The organism is Paraprevotella xylaniphila YIT 11841, assembly GCF_900683745.1.
GTDB classification, from domain to species: domain Bacteria; phylum Bacteroidota; class Bacteroidia; order Bacteroidales; family Bacteroidaceae; genus Paraprevotella; species Paraprevotella xylaniphila.
Window position 1 is genome coordinate 3770660 of record NZ_LR215980.1, and the last position, 18354, is coordinate 3789013.

Here is an 18354-nt window from a genome sequence, read left to right on the forward strand (position 1 = left end):
TTGCAAGGAGCGGAAGGCTTTTTTATGTCTAAAATAGCAGGACAATGGAATATATTCTATATATTTGGGCAAAGAATGCAAAGTGTGAAATTTTTAAATGGAAAATATATGGCGAAAAGCGTAAAAGAGTATATCGAAGAAAATGAAGCCCGTTTTTTGGAAGAGTGGTTCAGTCTGATTCGCATTCCGAGCGTGAGTGCCGACCCGGCGCATAAGAATGATATGGTGGCTTGTGCCGAACGTTGGAGAGATTTGCTTTTAGAGGCTGGAGCAGATGAAGCGCGGTTGATGCCTTCTTCAGGAAATCCTTTGGTGTATGCGGAAAAGCGTGTGGGGGAGGATGCGCCAACGGTTTTGGTATATGGCCATTACGATGTGATGCCTGCCGAACCGTTGGACTTATGGAAAAGTGACCCTTTTGAACCGGAAGTGCGTGACGGACATGTATTTGCCCGTGGGGCGGATGATGATAAAGGGCAGTCTATGATTCAACTAAAGGCTTTTGAGTATATGGTGCGGGAAGGGGCTCTGTGCCATAACGTCAAATTCATATTGGAGGGGGAAGAAGAAATCGGGTCTCCCAGTCTGAATGCTTTCCTGCAAGAGTACCGTGAGCTGTTGGCTTGTGATGTGATTTTAGTGAGCGACACCAGTATGCTCGCGCTCGACCTGCCTTCGCTTACGACGGGACTGAGAGGTTTGGCTTACTGGGAAATCGAGGTGACAGGGCCGAACCGTGATTTGCATTCCGGGCATTTCGGTGGAGCGGTAGCTAATCCGATTAATGTATTGTGTGGTTTGTTGGCTCGTATGACTGACGAAGATGGGCGTATTACAATACCGGGTTTTTATGATGAAGTGGAAGAACTGTCGGAGGAAGAACGTCGGATGCTGTCTGAAATCCCGTTTGACGAGGAACGTTATAAACAAGCTATCGGTGTACATGCTTTGAAAGGAGAGAACGGATACAGCACGATCGAGCGGAATAGTTGCCGTCCGTCGTTCGATGTGTGTGGTATTTGGGGCGGTTATACGGGAGAGGGTTCTAAGACCGTATTGCCGTCTAAAGCCTATGCCAAGGTGTCTTGCCGTTTGGTTCCCCATCAACAGCATGAGAAGATTTCCCGGATGTTTGTCGATTATATCGAATCCATAGCTCCGGACTACGTGCAGGTGAAAGTGACTCCTATGCACGGTGGCGAAGGCTATGTCTGTCCGATAACCTTGCCTGCTTACAAAGCTGCGGAAGAAGGTTTCACCAAGGCGTTCGGGCGAAAGCCGTTGGCTGTGCGCCGTGGTGGCAGTATCCCTATCATAAGTGATTTTGAAAAGATTTTGGGAACCAAGACTGTTTTGATGGGATTCGGTTTGGAGAGTAATGCGATTCATTCGCCTAATGAGAATTTCCCATTGGATATGTTTCGGAAAGGTATCGAGGCTGTGGTGGAATTCCATGAATCCGTGACGCTTTGAACACGTGAGACGTAAGCCTGGACGATTTCATATATGGGTATGCGGGGGAATGACGCGATTCAAACATCGGAATACGTTAAATATAATAAGGTGTAAATTAATCCGGTTGATATTTTTTTCGGTTTTTATTGGCAAACGTTTGGCAGTTATGGTAAAAGGTTGTACCTTTGCACTCGCTTTCGGGAAGCAAGGCCTTGTGTGGCCGCTGCGGAGCGGGGGCGGTAAATGAAAGAGTTCATTGAAAGTCTTACATAAAGAGAGAAAGTAGTACAAGAGCTTGGATGTTTTTTTGGAGGTTGTTTCCTCTTTGAGAAATGTCCAAGGGTAAAAAAGAAACGAACCGTCATACCCCTCATTCGAGTTGAGGGGGAACCAGGAGCGGCACGCCGGTAGGCGTGACAAGTTCGGGGAGTCCGGAACAGACGATATGCCCCGCCGTAAGGCGGGTCAAAAAGATATTCTACAATGGAGAGTTTGATCCTGGCTCAGGATGAACGCTAGCTACAGGCTTAACACATGCAAGTCGAGGGGCAGCATGAACTTAGCTTGCTAAGTTTGATGGCGACCGGCGCACGGGTGAGTAACGCGTATCCAACCTGCCCTTTACCCGGGGATAGCCTTCTGAAAGGAAGTTTAATACCCGATGAATTCGTTTAGTCGCATGGCTTGATGAATAAAGATTAATTGGTAAAGGATGGGGATGCGTCCCATTAGCTTGTTGGCGGGGTAACGGCCCACCAAGGCGACGATGGGTAGGGGTTCTGAGAGGAAGGTCCCCCACATTGGAACTGAGACACGGTCCAAACTCCTACGGGAGGCAGCAGTGAGGAATATTGGTCAATGGGCGCGAGCCTGAACCAGCCAAGTAGCGTGGAGGACGACGGCCCTACGGGTTGTAAACTCCTTTTATAAGGGGATAAAGTTGGCCATGTATGGCCATTTGCAGGTACCTTATGAATAAGCATCGGCTAATTCCGTGCCAGCAGCCGCGGTAATACGGAAGATGCGAGCGTTATCCGGATTTATTGGGTTTAAAGGGAGCGTAGGCGGGCAGTCAAGTCAGCGGTCAAATGGCGCGGCTCAACCGCGTTCCGCCGTTGAAACTGGCAGCCTTGAGTATGCACAGGGTACATGGAATTCGTGGTGTAGCGGTGAAATGCTTAGATATCACGAGGAACTCCGATCGCGCAGGCATTGTACCGGGGCATTACTGACGCTGAGGCTCGAAGGTGCGGGTATCAAACAGGATTAGATACCCTGGTAGTCCGCACAGTAAACGATGAATGCCCGCTGTCGGCGACATAGTGTCGGCGGCCAAGCGAAAGCGTTAAGCATTCCACCTGGGGAGTACGCCGGCAACGGTGAAACTCAAAGGAATTGACGGGGGCCCGCACAAGCGGAGGAACATGTGGTTTAATTCGATGATACGCGAGGAACCTTACCCGGGCTTGAATCGCAGGTGCATGGGCCGGAGACGGCCCTTTCCTTCGGGACTCCTGCGAAGGTGCTGCATGGTTGTCGTCAGCTCGTGCCGTGAGGTGTCGGCTTAAGTGCCATAACGAGCGCAACCCCCCTCCCCAGTTGCCACCGGGTAATGCCGGGCACTTTGGGGACACTGCCACCGCAAGGTGCGAGGAAGGTGGGGATGACGTCAAATCAGCACGGCCCTTACGTCCGGGGCGACACACGTGTTACAATGGGGGGTACAGAGGGCCGCTGCCCGGTGACGGTTGGCCAATCCCTAAAACCCCTCTCAGTTCGGACTGGAGTCTGCAACCCGACTCCACGAAGCTGGATTCGCTAGTAATCGCGCATCAGCCATGGCGCGGTGAATACGTTCCCGGGCCTTGTACACACCGCCCGTCAAGCCATGAAAGCCGGGGGTGCCTGAAGTCCGTGACCGCGAGGGTCGGCCTAGGGTAAAACCGGTGATTGGGGCTAAGTCGTAACAAGGTAGCCGTACCGGAAGGTGCGGCTGGAACACCTCCTTTCTGGGGTCCTTCCCGCAAAACGGTCCATTCCGCGTCCGCTCCCGGGTAGTTTCCTCTTGTACGGCTGTCTTTCTTGTTTTGGTATGTGAGGCTTAAAAAAGGATAAGTGAGGGATGCAGGAGGCTCAGCTTCCGCCCGGTGGCGTTTCCGCCGCCCGCCCGCATCCGGGTCACAGGGTCACGCCAGTCCCATAGCTCAGTTGGTCAGAGCGCCACACTGATAATGTGGAGGTCGGCAGTTCAACTCTGCCTGGGACTACGCGGGTATTTTCGGGGGGATTAGCTCAGCTGGCTAGAGCACCTGCTTTGCAAGCAGGGGGTCAACGGTTCGAATCCGTTATTCTCCACCCGGCCCCGAGGGGGCATGCGATCATTGACATGTTGGACAGACAAAACGTAAAGAAAGCGAACGAGGTATGTTTTAACGAACATGTGCAGGCAGGCCCGCCTGCCGTATCTTCCCTGGTGGAAGGCGGCCGGCGGCCGAGGCGAAAGTATTCAAGGGCGCACGGCGGATGCCTAGGCTCTTACAGGCGATGAAGGACGTGATAAGCTGCGACAAGCCGCGGTGAGGCGCAAATGGCCATTGACCCGCGGGTATCCGAATGGGGCAACCCAACGTTTTGAAGAAACGTTATCCCGCGAGAGCGGGAGGCGAACGCGGGGAACTGAAACATCTTAGTACCCGCAGGAGAAGAAAATAAATAATGATTCCCCCAGTAGTGGCGAGCGACCGGGGAATAGCCCAAACCGGCGTTGTCCAGGCATCGCCGGGGTTGTAGGACCGCGATGTCGCAAGAGTGATGGCGAGTGGAAGGAACTGGAAAGTTCCGCCATAGAGGGTGACAGCCCCTTACACGAAGCCATGCGAAGCGTAGCGGAATCCTGAGTAGCGCGGGACACGTGTAATCCTGTGTGAATCAGCCGGGCCCATCCGGCAAGGCTAAATACTCGTAAGAGACCGATAGTGAACCAGTACCGTGAGGGAAAGGTGAAAAGCACCCCTGTTAGGGGAGTGAAAAAGATCCTGAAACCGTGCGCCTACAAGCGGTCGGAGCGCCCATTGGGCGTGACGGCGTGCCTTTTGCATAATGAACCTACGAGTTGCCGTCACCGGCAAGGCCAAGGGGCATGAGCCCCGCAGCCGCAGCGGAAGCGAGTCTTAAAAGGGCGCAGGAGTCGGTGGTGGCAGACGCGAAACCGGGTGATCTACACTTGTCCAGGATGAAGTCCCGGTAACACGGGATGGAGGTCCGCACCAATAAGCGTTGAAAAGCTTCTGGATGAGGTGAGTGTAGGAGTGAAAGGCCAATCAAACTCGGAGATAGCTCGTACTCCCCGAAAGGCATTTAGGTGCCGCCTGTGGAGTTCCCGGCGCGAGGTAGAGCGACTGATAGGATGCGAGGGCTTCACCGCCTGTCAAGTCCTGACAAACTCCGAATGCGCGCCGGCCAATCCATGGAGTAAGGGCACGGGTGCTAAGGTCCGTGCCCGAGAGGAGAAGAATCCAGACCACCGGCCAAGGTCCCGAAATGCTGGTTAAGTTAGACTAACGCAGTCCGTCCCCCCAGACAGCTAGGATGTTGGCTTGGAAGCAGCCATTCATTCAAAGAGTGCGTAACAGCTCACTAGTCGAGGGGATGGGCGTGGATAATAATCGGGTATGAAACCAGTTACCGAAGCCGTGGGATATGAGAATATCGGTAGGGGAGCATTCCATCCTGCGTCGAAGGCGCCGCGCGAGCGGCTCTGGAGCGGATGGAAAAGCAAATGTAGGTATAAGTAACGATAAGGAGGGTGCGATCCCCTCCCGCCGAAAGACCAAGGTTTCCTGAACAACGCCAATCGGTTCAGGGTGAGTCGGTCCCTAAGCATAAGCCTAAGGGCGAGGGCGATGGATCAAACGGTTAATATTCCGTTACTGTCTTGGTGTGTGACGCGGCGACGGAGAAGTGACACGGCCGCCCCCTGACGGAAAAGGGGGTTTAAGCGCAAAGGTTACGAGGGAGGCAGGCAAGCCCACCTCCCGAGCCGAAGCGCGAAAGTACGCGGCGCCCTTCTGGGCAACGCGACAGCGCCGGTAACCATGCTCCCGAGAAAACCCGCTAAACTCCAGCACCAAGTCATCCGTACCGTAAACGGACACACGTGGTCGGGTAGAACATACTAAGGCGCTTGGGAGATTCACGGTTAAGGAACTAGGCAAATTGACCCCGTACCTTCGGAACAAGGGGTCCTCGTGTAAACGAGGCGCAGAGAATAGGTCCAGGCAACTGTTTAACAAAAACACAGGGCTGTGCAAATTCGAAAGAAGCCGTATACAGCCTGACACCTGCCCGGTGCCGGAAGGTTAAGAGGAGGGCTCATACTTATGTAGAAGGCCCGAATTGAAGCCCCGGTAAACGGCGGCCGTAACTATAACGGTCCTAAGGTAGCGAAATTCCTTGTCGGGTAAGTTCCGACCTGCACGAATGGTGTAATGATCCGGACACTGTCTCAACCGTGATCCCAGTGAAATTGTAGTATCGGTGAAGATGCCGATTACCCGCGATGGGACGAAAAGACCCCGTGAACCTTTACTACAGCTTAACGTTGTACCCGGGCCGTCGATGTGTAGGATAGGCCGGAGGCGTAGAATGAGGCACGCCAGTGCCTTTGGAGCCGTCGTTGAAATACGGCCCTTTGGCCGTCTGGGTACTAACTTGTTGGATACAAGGACCGCGTTTGGCGGGTAGTTTGACTGGGGTGGTCGCCTCCAAAAGCGTAACGGAGGCTCCTCAAGGTGCCCTCAGGCCGATTGGTAACCGGCCGCAGAGTGTAATGGCAGAAGGGCGCTTGACTGGGAGGCCGACAGGCCGCACAGGCAGGAAACTGGAGCATAGTGATCCGGCGGTTCCGCATGGAAGGTCCGTCGCTCAAAGGATAAAAGGTACTCCGGGGATAACAGGCTGATCCCTCCCAAGAGCTCATATCGACGGAGTGGTTTGGCACCTCGATGTCGGCTCGTCACATCCTGGGGCTGGAGAAGGTCCCAAGGGTTGGGCTGTTCGCCCATTAAAGTGGCACGCGAGCTGGGTTCAGAACGTCGTGAGACAGTTCGGTCTCTATCTATCGTGGGCGTTGGAAATTTGCGTGGTTCGGGCACTAGTACGAGAGGACCGTGCCGGACCGACCTCCGGTTTGCCGGTTGTGCCGCCAGGCGCACCGCCGGGTATCCGCGTCGGGTATGGATAAGCGCTGAAAGCATCTAAGCGCGAAGCCTTCCACAAGATTAGATTTCCTTTTAGAGGGCCGTCAAAGACGATGACGTGGATAGGGTGCAGGTGTAAAGGCGGCGACGCCAAAGCCGAGCACTACTAATAGCCCGAAAGCTTTCGCCGTTCGTGGTATCCCTGCCCGCACATGGCATTCCTGTTCGTCATCCTTTCGTTTTGTTTGTTTGACTTGTGTCCCACACTCGGTCCGCGCCCCGGCGCGTGCCGCAGTTCGAATCCATCATGGTGGCTATAGCGGCGGTGTCCCACCTCTTCCCATCCCGAACAGAGAAGTTAAGCCCGCCCTCGCCGATGGTACTGCCCGCAAGGCGGGAGAGTAGGTAGCCGCCTTTTTCCATTCCGTTCCCCCGCGCACGGCCCATGCCGGGCGGGGGAACGGGTTTTTTTATGGCCGTTGCGAGGTTCCCCTTTCACATCCTCCGGCGCTAATATGCTGTATAGGCATAAAGGGGGGGAGCCACTGTGTAGAGAGAATTTGTAAAATGACCTCACTTGCTTCCATTCCATCTCAAGGCGTAAAGACGGTGTTACATTGAATTTGGAAGTGACTTTCGCTTGTTTTTTTGCTTAAGAGTTTAAAGTCTCACGAAAAAGTATTACCTTTACGCGCAGAAACCATAAATCTATTTGATATGAAAAGAAAAATACTTAGTTTAAGCTTATTTTTGATGTTGTTCTCCTGTACATTCCAACTTCAGGCACAGGAATACGTGCAGCAGACAGATTTGCCCACTATTTATATCGAGACGGAAGGCGGCCGACCTATAGTGAGCAAAGAAGACTATGTGGATGCCGTGTTGCATTATGTAGACAGTAATGGCGTGAAGACGTACGATGCATTAGGTGTTAGGGGACGTGGAAATTCTACTTGGAATTTGGATAAGAAACCTTATAGGATAAAGTTTGCCGAAAAGCAGGAATTCATGGGGCCGGAACGGGCAAAGGCGAAGAGTTGGACACTGTTGGCTAATTTTGCAGATAAAACTTTGCTTCGTAATGCTGTGGCTGCCTGTATCGGAGATTTTGCCGGACAGCCTTTTACGGCCGGTGCCCAGTTTGTGGATTTGATACTGAACGGTACATATTTGGGTAATTACCAACTATCCGACCAAATGGAAGTAAGAAAGAAGCGTGTGGATATTGATGAACAGGATGAGATTCCTACGGAGGGTGCTAATATAACCGGTGGATACTTTTTGGAGGTTGATGGTTTTGGTGCGGCTGAACCTGTACATTATAAAACGAAACGTAATGTGTTGGTAACGGTAAAATCTCCGGATGAAGAGGTGATTATTCCTAGACAAATAGAGTATATTAAGAACCACATGCAATTGTTCGAAGATGCCTTGTTTTCTTCGGATTTTGCAGATCCGGAAAAGGGATATCGTCCTTATGTGGATTCCTTGACTTTGGCCAGTTGGTATATTTCAACAGAGTTGACCGGTAATGTGGACGGTTTCTGGAGTACCTATATGTACAAGAAGAAAGATGACCAGAAATTCTATTGGGGACCTTTATGGGATTACGATATTGCTTTCAATAATTGCAACCGCGTGGGAGATGTATCAGAGAGCTTGATGATAAATAAAGGTTTTGGAGGAGACTTGACACAGAAGTGGGTATTACAAATGTGGAAAGATCCTTGGTTCGTACAGTTGATAAATCGGACGTGGAAGGAGTATCTGGCACGTGGGATAGAAGAGCACGTCATGGATTATATCGACAGTATGTCTGTAGTTATAGACCGTTCGCAAGCCATGAATTTCCAGAAGTGGCCTATCGACCGGCGGGACTATAATGAGATTGTGCTTTTTAGTACATATCAGGAGGGGGTAGATTATTTAAAATCATTTCTGCATACGCATTGCGCATATTTGACGAATACTTTTGCCAAAGCAGCGGAAGAGATGGGGAGCATGGAAGAACCTACTCCGGAGTTTACGTTGGATACGGGATTTTATTATCGTCTTTTTAATAAAGGTACAGGCAATGCCATTGATGTTTTAGACAGCGAAGGGGATAAAGTATGTACATGGTCGCCGGCTCGTGAGCGAGAAACCCAACAGTGGGAGATTCTGGCGGTAGGAGAATACTATCAGATCGTCAATCGTGAAAGCGGCTTGGCTTTGTACGACTGTGCCGTGAAAGAAGGAGAAATTTATAAAACAGGAACACAGTTGGAGTTACGTAAACCGCGTAGTTCCCAACACCGTCAACAATGGAGTTTTGTACCGGTAAATACAGGCAACACTTACATATTGGTCAATAGGCTGACCCAATTGGCTATAAATAATGCGGGAGGTTCTGCGGAAAATGGAAATAGTGTGTTAAGTTGGACCAATGATTCGGAGAACAGTTTGAAAGATACCCGGCAATGGCGTATTGAGAAAGATGAAGCAAAAGGGGAGACCTCAGTGGAATCGTCTGGTCGCGAGAGTCAGTATTGGGTATTGTATAATCCGGACACAAAACAGTTGCATTTTGAGTCCAATGACATGAAGCAAATAGACGGGCATGCTTCCATTTATGCGGCAAATGGTGAATGTGTCATGCAGTTTAGAATAAGCCAGACAGCAGATTTGTCTTCTTTTAGAAAGGGTATTTATATTCTTACTTGGATGGAAGAAGAAACAAAACGTACGGTGAAAGTAGCCATTAAATAGCAAGTGTATTCCATATACGTTGAGGAATGAGATTCTCAGGGATGAGGAAGAAACAATACGCCATTTTGAATACGTACGGTTTCTTCCTCAATCATTTGGTGCAGAAGCTGTGCTGTCTTTTCACGGGGAATGCCCGGGAAAGTCATTTCCGACACACTGTGCTTCTGGCCGTCCTTTAAAGTCTCCAGTATAAGTGCGATGATTTGTTTGTCCGTAGCATCCGTATGCGGATGAGATTTCCGTTTCCGGCAAACGTCACATTGTTCGCAGGGGGGTGCGTCTTTTTCACCGAAATAGTGCAAAAGGACTTTGCTACGGCAAAAGTCAGCCTCTTCTGCATAGTATAACATGGACTCAATCCGCTCTTTAAAATTTTTCTTGCGTTCGTCGTACACGGAAGGAGGGAATACGATACGTTCCTTTTCGATGCGTTTACAAGAGAAGGTGATATAAGGCGTTTTTTTGCGGGGGATGTAATGGAGGATTCTGGCCCTGCCAAGTGCCAACAGTCCATGGTAAACCTGGTCTGTGGTCAGCCCGGATAAAGCCGCAATACGCCGTTCGTCCATAAAGACATAATCGCTGAACACGCCTCCATAGCTGCGTAAAACCCATTGGATGAGTTGTTCCTGTTCTGCCTCGAGTTCATGAATGCGGTATAGCTCGTCGCGGCGGAGCAGAAAGTGTATGCGGGAGGCGTTGTCTTGTTCTTCCGTATATTCAATATAGCCTGCCCGTTCCAATAAATGTAGCGCACTGTCGGTCTGGACCGGAAAGTGTTTGAAGTTACGGCAGAATTCGTCTAAGTCGAATTCGCGGGTTACGTTGTAACCGTCTCCCATGGCCATCTGGTAATAATAACAAATGTGTTCGTACACATCCCGTATGGCATCCTTGTCCGGAAAAGTATCGGGGATACGTTTCATCAAGCGTGTACGGTCGTGTCTTTGGTATAGCAGTACTGCGTAAGCCTGTGCACCGTCACGTCCGGCCCGCCCCGCCTCCTGGAAGTAAGCCTCTATGGAGTCCGGCAGGTCGAGATGGATGACCAAACGTACATCCGGCTTGTCGATTCCCATGCCAAAAGCATTGGTCGCTACCATAATCCGTATTTTGTCCTCTTGCCATTGATGTTGGCGAAGGTCTTTTTCCGCATCGTTCAGTCCGGCATGGTAAAAGGTCGCGGACATACCGGCAGCTTGTAACTTCTCCGTGGTCTCCCGGGTATTCCGGCGGCTTCTGGTATATACAATGGCCGATCCTTTCGTGCTGTTTAGAATATGGATGAGTTCCCCAAACTTGTCTTCTGTATGCCGGACAATGTAAGCCAGATTTTTCCGCTCAAAACTCATACGGAAAGCATTCTCCTCCCTGAAAGCCAACTGGCGTTGGATGTCCTTGACCACTTCGGGCGTAGCCGTGGCCGTTAGGGCAAGAACCGGAATGTCCGGCAGGATTTTACGGATTTCCGCAATCCGGGTGTACGAAGGCCGGAAGTCATATCCCCATTGGGAGATGCAGTGCGCCTCGTCCACCGTAAGGAAACTCACGGGCATGTGGCGCACCTTTGCGAGGAAGATATCCGAGGCTAACCGTTCGGGGGATACATAGAGGAACTTATAATTGCCGAAAATGCAGTTCTCCAGCGTAACGAGGATTTCCTCACGTGACAGTCCGGAATAGACGGCAGCAGCCTTGATGCCTCTTCCGCGCAAGTTACGTACCTGGTCTTTCATCAAAGCGATAAGCGGAGTGACCACGATACAAATGCCTTCACGGCTAAGCGCAGGCACTTGAAATGTAATGGACTTGCCGCCACCGGTTGGCATAAGCCCCAAAGTATCCCGTCCGTTTCCGATACTTTCTATGATTTCCCGCTGTATGCCGCGAAACCCGTCATACCCCCAATACTTTTTCAATATGGACAGATAAACGTCTTCCATGCGAGGATCTTGTGAAGCTTATTCTTTACCGGAGGGGCGGATGTCCTCTATCTGAAGTTGCACTTCGCCCCGTTTATGTGTGTTTTCTTCGATAGTGTAGCAAATATCGAAAGAACGTTTGGTCTTGATGTAACGGGCCTGTGAACTTTGCCCGAAAGCGATGCCGTTCATGACGTTGTTGCTCTTGTTGTCCACCAATTCCAATTTGATATGTTCTTGTTCGCGTCCTACGACCTTGCTCGTTCCGTAGTCATATACATGTTGCGTGCAGAACAGCGGTTTCGTATTGTCCGGTCCGAAAGGGTTGAACTTTTTAAGGTCATGGTGGAATTTGCGCGTGATGTCCTTGAAGTCTATTTGCGCGTCGATGTTCAATATGGCCGAAGTCTGTTCCGGCAGGATATGTGTTTCCACGTAAGCTTCGAAACGCCGGTGGAATTCCGGTACGTTTTCCACTTTCATGGACAAGCCCGCAGCATACGTATGTCCTCCGAAATTCTCCAATAAGTCCCGGCAACTTTCGATAGCCTTGTAGACATCGAATCCCGAGACGGAACGCGCCGAACCCGTGGCCAGATTGTCCGTGCGGGTCAGTACGACCGAAGGCCGGTAATAGATTTCCGTCAGGCGTGAGGCTACGATGCCGATAACCCCCTTGTGCCACTCTTCGTTGTAAATGACGATGGATTTTTGTTCGCTTTGTTTGTCCAGTTTCTCTACGATACCGTTTGCTTCCTCCGTCATAGACTTGTCCAAGCCTTTGCGCATGTCGTTGTAGCGGTTGATTTGTTCCGCCATTTCATGCGCTGTCTGATAGTCTTTTTCCACAAGCAACGCCACGGCCTCTTTTCCGTTTTGTATGCGTCCCGAAGCATTGATACGCGGTCCGATTTTGAAGATGATGTCACTGATGGTCAGCTCCCGTTCCGACAAGCCGCATACGTCGATGATGGCCTTTAGCCCGATGCTCGGGTTGGCATTCAGTTGCCGTAGGCCGTGGTAGGCCAGGATTCGGTTTTCTCCCATAATCGGTACGATGTCCGACGCAATGCTGACGGCACAAAGGTCCAATAACGGGATAAGTTGGCTGAACTCGATGCCGTTGCTTTGTGCGAAAGCTTGCATGAATTTGAAACCTACGCCGCAGCCGGACAAATGGGGATAGGGATAAGTTGAGTTGAATCGTTTGGCATTCAGAATCGCCACGGCCGGCGGAAGGATTTCGTCCGGTACGTGGTGGTCGCAGATAATGAAGTCGATACCCTTTTCTTTGGCGTATGCAATCTCATCTACGGCCTTGATGCCGCAGTCGAGCACGATAATCAGTTTGACCTCGCTTTCGTATGCATAGTCGATTCCTTTGACCGACACGCCATACCCTTCTTCGTAACGGTCGGGGATATAATAGTCGATATTGGAATAATATTGTTGCAGGAACTTGTAGACCAATGCTACAGCCGTGCAGCCGTCTACGTCATAATCTCCATAAACCATGATTCTCTCCTTGCGTCCCAAAGCTTTGTTCAGGCGCTCTACGGCCCTGTCCATATCGGTAAACATGAACGGGTCGTACAGCCCTGTGAGCGAGGGACGGAAGAATTTCTTGGCATCCGCCACCGTCGTGATATTGCGTTCTATCAAGAGACGACCGAGAATGGGGCTGATGTTCAGCTCTTTGGCCAATCTCTCAGCCGCTTCCTGTTTTTCCGGTGTAGGAGGTTCTAATTTCCATTTATAGTTCATTATATGTATTTTTTTCCTTTTTATGCTATCTCCGGGCGTGAGGCTTGTCACGTGGCCACACGGTTATTCATGTAAAAGTAGGAAAAAAATATAAGAAAACCGCAGTTTCCCCATCTTTTTTGGAAAACTGCGGTAGCTTTTTACTCTCTTTATGAGAAAGCGGTTGTTCCTCTGTCTTTTTTAATTCAGCCCCAATTTTTTCCGGATTGGTTCGGGGATGGCATTTTTGTTCACTACGATATTCATGGTCTTGTAGGCAACGAATGCTTTCGAAGCGTACCAGATGCCTTTGTAAGTTCCGGCATCGCCCCACGAGTTCTTCACCATGTAGTATTCTTTTCCGTTCTGGTCTTTGGCGATACCGTAAATCTGCATGCCATGGTCATCCGTCGTTTCCCAGTTGTCGTAAGCCATCTGGCGCATTTCCTGAGTGACTTTAACCTCCGGAAGCGGTTTGGAAGTCAGTTTCTTGACGATTTCCGCACGTTTGCTGTTGTTGCTCAATCCGAGCCAACGGGCTGCGTCTGAACCTACCAAGTCTTCTGCCTGCTTCACGTCCGGCATCACGGCGATACCGTTGCGTGTGAAGCCTGTCTCGCTCACGTCCGAACCCCACGCGATGGTAAACCCGTTGTTAATGGCATAGTCGAATACCTCCATCAATTCGTCGATTGGCAAGTTGTAGGATTGCGACCAACGCCAGTTGTCTTGTACTTCGATGACAAAAGGTTTGTAGAACGGATGATGGGTATAAGAAGTCAGGGACACGTAATCGTCCATGTCCAGGCCCAACGACTGCATGTAGCTTTGCGGAGTGTATTCCTTGCCTTTGTAAGTGAATTTCTCGGGGCATTTGCCCAAGTAGGCATCATAGATACCGCAAAAAGCCTGTTTCCATACGGGAGACAGTTTTTTCAGGTTGCTCGTGGCCAAAGCATCTACGAAGGCTGTGGCTACGAGGTCCACCTCATTGTGGTTGGGCAGTGTGTCGCCGTAAAGCGTGCCCGGCTCCGGCATGGCTTCTTGCGGTACGATACCGTAATTCTGCATGCAGTAGATCACGTCGTAGAAACTTCCTCCTTGCGCGAACGAGACATCGCCGTGCGTGCGGACGGTTTGGGCGGCACGGTCTTCCATCGTTTTGTGTACGACGAACATTTCGCAAAGGTCATGTTCGCCTTTTCCCATGCGGAGCAGTTCGGATTCGAAAAAAGACAGCGTGCTGAAGCACCAGCACGTACCGCTTTGGTTCTGGTTCTTGATGGAAGTGATAGGGTTTTCTTTCACCGTGGTAAAGACGAAACCGGTGTCGGCTTTTTCCACGTGTTTCTTGGCCGATACGCCCAGTGACAGGCAAGCACATGCGATAAATAAAAGTTGTTTTTTCATTTCGGATATTTTAGTGATACATTAATTAGTCCTTTGTGCCATAAACTCTTCCACGTCTTCTATATGGTACGGGATGCGTTCATGTCCCAACATGCGGCAACCGTTTGCTGTAATCAGGATGTCATCTTCTATGCGGATGCCCCCGAAATCCTTGTAGGTTTCCAGAAGGTCGAAATTGATGAAATCCTTGTTGATTCCTTTGCTTTTCCATTCATCAATCAGGGCCGGGATGAAATAAATGCCCGGTTCGTCGGTCATGACCCAACCTTCTTGCAAACGGCGTCCGCAGCGCAGGCAGTTCGTGCCGAATTGCGTGGACGGCTGCACTTCGTCGTCGAAGCCCACATGCCGTTGCCCCAATCCTTCCATGTCGTGCACGTCCATGCCCATCATGTGTCCCAGGCCATGCGGGAAGAACATGGCGTGCGCTCCGTTGCGTACGGCTTCTTCCGTGTCGCCTCTCATCAGGCCGAGTTCTTTCAGGCGGTCGGTCATGAGGCGGGCTACACTCATGTGCACGTCCCACCATTTGATGCCGGGGCGTGCGATGTCCAGTACGTGGTCATGGCAAGCCTCCACGATGCTGTAAATATCCCGTTGGCGGGAGGTAAACCTGCCGTTGATGGGAGTGGTGCGCGTATTGTCCGAGCAATAGTTCTCGTTGGTTTCCGCTCCTGCGTCGCAAAGCATCAGCCGTCCGTCTTCCAAAGGACGTGTAGAAGGGTAGCCGTGCATGATTTCCCCGTGCATGGAAAGAATGGTGGGGAAACTGGTCATGCAACCTTTGGCCGAGGCAATACCGCTGATGGTGCCCGCGATGTATTGTTCGCTCACTCCGGGGCGGCAAAGGCGCATGGCCGTCGTGTGCATCTCATGGCCGATGGCGCAGGCCCGCTCGATTTCCTTTATTTCGGCCGGCGTTTTCACAGCCCGTTGGTCGATGACCGCCATGATGAGTTCCAACGATGCTTCCTCGCGTTGCCGTGAAGGATGTATGCCTGTCAGGTCCATGAGTTGGATCATCAGGTCGTGGCGGTAAGGAGGCAGGAAGTGGATTTTTCGTCCTTGGCTTCGGGCTTTTCTTACCAATTCCTCCAGACGGCTCATCGGGGCACTGTGTTCCACGCCGCTTTGTGCGGCAAGGTCGGCCACACTGTCCACGTCACCGAACCATACGATGTCTTCGATGTCAATATCGTTGCCAATCAGGTATTCCTTGTGATTGTCTATGTCGATTACCCCCACGAGTCCTTCGCGGTGCTGTCCGTAAAAATAAAGAAAACTACTGTCTTGCCGGTATTTGTATGCGTTGGCCGGATAATTGGACGGTGCATCGTTGTTCCCGAAAAGCAATATCAAGCCTTCTTTCACCTGACGTTGCAGCCGGTCGCGTCGGGCCATATATGTTTCTTTGTCAAATAACATAAACGTAGTTTAAAGATGAAACATTTAATAAAGTATGCAAAAATACTGATTTCATTTGGGATTTTCATTAACTTTACTCGTAAATTAGGAATAATTATGGAGATAGGCAAGCATACGGGTTTAGTGTTGGAAGGAGGGGGCATGCGCGGAGTTTTTACCTGCGGGGTGTTGGACTGGCTACTCGACCATCACGTTGATTTTCCCTACACGGTGGCCGTGTCGGCAGGGGCGTGCAATGGCTTGTCCTATATGAGCCGCCAACGCGGGCGGGCGAAGTACAGTAATATCGACATGCTTAAAAAATACAAATATATCGGTATGCGTTTTTTGTGGACGCAACATAGCATACTGAACCAAGAACTGCTGTACAAGGATTTCCCGGAGCGCATCGTGCCTTACGATTTCGAGGCTTACCGGGCCAATCCCGGGGTGTTCGAGATGGTGACCACCAATTGCCTGACGGGGCGTGCCAATTATTTGTTGGAGAAAGAGAATTATAACCGACTGATACGGATAGCCAAAGCTTCTAGCAGCTTGCCATACGTTTGTCCCGTGGTCATGGTAGACCGGGAGCCGATGTTGGATGGTGGAATCGTGGATTCCATACCGGTGGAGCGGGCGATGTCGCTCGGTTATGAACGCAACGTAGTCGTGCTGACGCGCAACCGAGGCTATCGCAAGACGGGCCGGGACATCCGTATTCCTTCTTTTATTTATCGCCGTTTTCCCCGTCTGCGGGTGGCGCTCAGCCACAGGTGCGAATGTTATAACCGCCAGTTGGAGCTGATAGAGCAACTTGAGGATGAAGGAAAGATTCTGGTGGTGCGTCCGCTTGAAAAACTCGAGGTGGACCGTCTTGAAGACAATATAGGGAAACTGACGGCCTTGTACGAAGAAGGATATGCTTGTGCCGAGACGGTTTTAGGAACGTGTATTTTTAATGAATGACGAAAGATGACAGAAGAGCAAGAACAGAAGCCTGCGGTGGAAAAGAATCCGCATATTTATAAACCGGCATATACGAAACAGGAAGTGGACGAGCTGACGCATTGGTTTGAAGAGCGGATGGACCGCCTTCCCGCGACGTTGCGGTTGAACGAGGCAACCACTACTTCCGACCTTCCCCGTACGGTGAAAGCCCTGTTGGCGGTGTTGAAAGTGCATAAAGAGGATATATCCGTGACTTTCAGCGGATACATGTCCCATTTGGACTTGATTCGTTTGCGGTTGAAAGAACAAGGCCTGGAGTAAAGAGCAAAAGGGGAAGGCAGATGAAAAGACGGATACGTACGATATGGGCGGGCGTTTTGTGCCTCTCTCCGGTGTTGGCATTGCAGGCCGGGTGGGGAGATTTGCAGGAACAGTTGCGCCGTATGGTGGCAGACAAGAAAGCGCAAGTCGGAATAGCCGTCATATTGGACGGGAGGGACACGCTGACGGTGAACAATGACGTGCGCTTTCCCATGATGAGCGTATTCAAGTTCCATCAGGCTTTGGCCGTGGCTGACGCTTGCGGGCAGCGTGGCGTTTCTTTCGATACGTTGGTGCATGTCCGGCCGGACGATTTGCACCCGGATACGTACAGTCCGTTACGGGACAAGTATCCGGACGGAAACCTGTCTCTTTCCGTGGGCGAGCTTTTGAAGTATACTTTGCACCTGAGCGACAACAATGCCTGCGACATTCTTTTCCGGGTGTTCGGAGGCCCGGCTGCTACGGATGAGTATTTACGCAGCATGGGCTTGCGGGATTTTGCCATTGAAGTCACGGAGGACGATATGCACCGCAATCTGGCGGATTGTTACCGGAATTGGACGACTCCGTTAGAGGCGGTACGCCTGTTGGAATGGTTGGTTTCGGGTAAGGCGGCTAAGGGAGCATACCGGGATTTCATAGAGCAAACCATGATTTCCTGCCAGACGGGGCGCGACCGTCTGCCGGCACCGCTTGCCGGTACGAAGGCGGTCATCGGGCACAAGACTGGTACGGGCGACCGTAACGGAAAGGGACAGATTATCGGGACAAACGATATCGGTTTTGTTTTCCTTCCGGACGGGCATCGTTACAGTATTGCCGTGTTGGTCCGCGATTCGGAAGAAAGCGAACAGGCCACGGCCCGGGTTATAGCCGATATTTCGGAGGCTGTATATAGGTATGTGCAACAAAAGGAAAATCAAATAAATTGAAAGGTTTTTAGATAAGTTTAATTGTCTTTACATTCAAATTAAAACTATTAGAAATGACGGGACTAAATCGCATCAAAGTTGTTCTTGTTGAAAAGAAAAGAACAGGCAAATGGTTAGCAGGCGAATTGGGTAAAAGTTCCTGCACGGTCTGCAAGTGGTGCTCTAATACGGCACAGCCTGATTTACGTACATTTGGCCAAATCGCCAGATTGCTTGAAGTGGATGTTAAAGACCTATTAAACAGTACGGAGAAAAGACAATAGCTGT

The 18354-nt window shown here is 50.9% G+C and carries 10 protein-coding genes, 2 tRNA genes and 3 rRNA genes; 11 read left to right on the forward strand and 4 right to left on the reverse strand.

Translation table 11 applies throughout. The annotated features are described in order from the left end of the window. The first annotated feature begins 108 nt into the window (after positions 1-108). The 7 genes from E0E47_RS15875 (at position 109) to E0E47_RS15905 (ending at position 9401) form a co-directional block, all read left to right on the forward strand. Complete coding sequence (locus E0E47_RS15875; RefSeq protein WP_040602452.1) at positions 109-1473, forward strand: dipeptidase; 1365 nt, start codon at positions 109-111, stop codon at positions 1471-1473. A 462-nt stretch (positions 1474-1935) separates the two neighbouring features. Continuing rightward, positions 1936-3464, forward strand: a 16S ribosomal RNA gene (locus tag E0E47_RS15880). A gap of 184 nt (positions 3465-3648) precedes the next feature. Beyond that, a tRNA-Ile gene (locus tag E0E47_RS15885) sits at positions 3649-3722 on the forward strand. A 14-nt stretch (positions 3723-3736) separates the two neighbouring features. Then, positions 3737-3810 (forward strand) — tRNA-Ala (locus E0E47_RS15890). Positions 3811-3950: 140 nt separating this feature from the next. After that, a 23S ribosomal RNA gene (locus tag E0E47_RS15895) occupies positions 3951-6844 on the forward strand. A 115-nt stretch (positions 6845-6959) separates the two neighbouring features. Next, a 5S ribosomal RNA gene (gene rrf / locus E0E47_RS15900) occupies positions 6960-7071 on the forward strand. Together the 16S, 23S and 5S rRNA genes with 2 tRNA genes alongside form the textbook arrangement of a ribosomal RNA operon. Positions 7072-7370: 299 nt before the next feature. Further along, on the forward strand, positions 7371-9401 hold the full coding sequence (locus tag E0E47_RS15905; RefSeq protein ID WP_130894142.1) for a CotH kinase family protein: 2031 nt from the start codon (positions 7371-7373) through the stop codon (positions 9399-9401). A 35-nt stretch (positions 9402-9436) separates the two neighbouring features. Here the strand turns inward: E0E47_RS15905 and E0E47_RS15910 are convergent, their stop codons facing one another. From E0E47_RS15910 to E0E47_RS15925, 4 genes are all read right to left on the reverse strand, one after another. Beyond that, a complete protein-coding gene (locus tag E0E47_RS15910) occupies positions 9437-11344 on the reverse strand; it encodes a RecQ family ATP-dependent DNA helicase (protein WP_130894143.1) in 1908 nt (635 codons plus the stop codon). Positions 11345-11362: 18 nt separating this feature from the next. Further along, complete coding sequence (recJ, locus tag E0E47_RS15915; RefSeq protein ID WP_130894144.1) at positions 11363-13087, reverse strand: single-stranded-DNA-specific exonuclease RecJ; 1725 nt, start codon at positions 13085-13087, stop codon at positions 11363-11365. Positions 13088-13267: 180 nt separating this feature from the next. Next, entirely contained in the window at positions 13268-14476 is a 1209-nt protein-coding gene (locus tag E0E47_RS15920; protein WP_130894145.1) for a C1 family peptidase, read from the reverse strand. Between the two features lie 21 nt (positions 14477-14497). Beyond that, on the reverse strand, positions 14498-15901 hold the full coding sequence (locus E0E47_RS15925; RefSeq protein WP_130894146.1) for an aminopeptidase P family protein: 1404 nt from the start codon (positions 15899-15901) through the stop codon (positions 14498-14500). A gap of 96 nt (positions 15902-15997) precedes the next feature. Here E0E47_RS15925 and E0E47_RS15930 point away from each other — a divergent pair, with 96 nt between their 5' ends. From E0E47_RS15930 to E0E47_RS17705, 4 genes are read left to right on the forward strand one after another with little or no spacing between them, the layout of a single operon-like run. After that, positions 15998-16849 carry a patatin-like phospholipase family protein gene (locus E0E47_RS15930; RefSeq protein ID WP_130894400.1) on the forward strand — a complete coding sequence of 284 codons (852 nt, stop codon included), beginning with the start codon at positions 15998-16000 and terminating at the stop codon, positions 16847-16849. A gap of 6 nt (positions 16850-16855) precedes the next feature. Continuing rightward, the gene (locus E0E47_RS15935) at positions 16856-17152 is read left to right on the forward strand and encodes a DUF6965 family protein (RefSeq protein WP_008624221.1); all 297 of its coding nucleotides are present in this window, start codon (positions 16856-16858) and stop codon (positions 17150-17152) included. A gap of 20 nt (positions 17153-17172) precedes the next feature. Further along, the gene (gene bla / locus E0E47_RS15940; RefSeq protein ID WP_130894147.1) at positions 17173-18087 is read left to right on the forward strand and encodes a class A beta-lactamase, subclass A2; all 915 of its coding nucleotides are present in this window, start codon (positions 17173-17175) and stop codon (positions 18085-18087) included. A gap of 53 nt (positions 18088-18140) precedes the next feature. Further along, positions 18141-18350 carry a helix-turn-helix domain-containing protein gene (locus E0E47_RS17705; protein ID WP_130894148.1) on the forward strand — a complete coding sequence of 70 codons (210 nt, stop codon included), beginning with the start codon at positions 18141-18143 and terminating at the stop codon, positions 18348-18350. Positions 18351-18354: the final 4 nt, after the last annotated feature.